This window comes from uncultured Fretibacterium sp., assembly GCF_938040765.1.
In the GTDB taxonomy this organism is placed as follows: Bacteria; Synergistota; Synergistia; order Synergistales; family Aminobacteriaceae; genus CAJPSE01.
The window spans coordinates 1-1,081 of sequence record NZ_CALIAA010000250.1; the positions used below are offsets into that span (position 1 = coordinate 1).

The following is a 1,081-nucleotide window of genomic DNA, read 5'->3' on the forward strand; positions in this document are numbered from 1 at the left end:
GGAAGAGGACCAATCAGGAAGCTGCTGAATATCGACCGCCAAGCGGAAAAACGACACATCAGCATATAAGGCTCATGAACAGCGGTGCTACAAGCACGGTCAGCAATCCGGTTACGACGATGGCGAGCCCGCTCATTGCCCCCTCCACTTCACCGACCTCCAACGCTCGGACGGTCCCGAGGGCGTGCGAGGCGGTCCCTATGGAGAGTCCCACGGCCAGAGGGTCCTCGATTCCAAGCAGGGAACAGATCTTCGATGCCATGACGTTGCCGAGGATACCGCTCACAGTGATGGCTGCAACCGTGATGTCGGAGATGCCCCCCAGCTCCTTGGAAAGCCCGATCCCTATGGCCGTGGTGATCGATTTGGGCAGCAATGTTGCGAACTGGACCCGAGAGAGCCCGAAGACCCATCCCAGGACCAGAAGACAGAGCGCGTTGGCAATCACACCGAAGAGGATGCCTGCCAAGACCGCCCCGGCATGTTTTCGAAGCAGGGGCAGCTGACGGTACAGGGGAACGGCCAGACAGATGGTCGCGGGCGTCATCAGCAGAACCAATGGCCGCACGGCTTCCGCGTAACGGGAGGTATCAGTCCCCAAGCGGTACAGGATGGCTGTCAGAAATAAGATCCCGACCAGCAGGGGGTTGATCAGGGGGTTCTTCAAGCGCCTGTTGAGGACCAGCCCCAGAAGATAGGCTGACAGCGTAAGCCCCAGCCAGAAGTAATCGGAGCTTTCGATCAGGCGCATCGTTTCGCGCAGGTCCTTTGTAATCATTGTATCCGTCCCCTCCCGCTTTTCCGGCGGACGATCCCCTGTACGGTATATCCCGTGACGGCCATGACCACAACGGTTGAAACCACCGAGATGGCCAGCAGGGGGACCAGGATATCGCGGAGCTCGTCCCATAGATCAAGCAGTCTGGCGCTCACGGGGAGGAACGTTAAAGGCAGAATGCTCAATAGAAGATCTCCGGCCCTCTCGACCTGACAGAGCTTAACGATTTTGAAAACGAGGCAGAGGAACAGGAGCAAAAGTCCATAGATACTCGCCGGCACCGGAAAGGGCAGGATGTAGTTC

Annotated in this window: 2 protein-coding genes; both read right to left on the minus strand. The window is 58.2% G+C overall.

Annotation, left to right across the window (positions count from 1 at the left end; genetic code table 11):
• Positions 1-58: 58 nt before the first annotated feature.
• The gene (locus tag Q0176_RS08630; protein WP_299301593.1) at positions 59-778 is read right to left on the minus strand and encodes an LrgB family protein; all 720 of its coding nucleotides are present in this window, start codon (positions 776-778) and stop codon (positions 59-61) included.
• Positions 775-1,081: CidA/LrgA family protein (locus tag Q0176_RS08635; RefSeq protein WP_299301595.1), on the minus strand; the 307-nt coding region annotated here is incomplete at its 5' end. The genes Q0176_RS08630 and Q0176_RS08635, both read right to left, overlap by 4 nt.

Excerpts from the sequence above, each read along its gene's own strand:
- Q0176_RS08630 (WP_299301593.1), bottom strand. The coding sequence starts at position 778 with ATGATTACAAAGGACCTGCGCGAAACGATGCGCCTGATCGAAAGCTCC.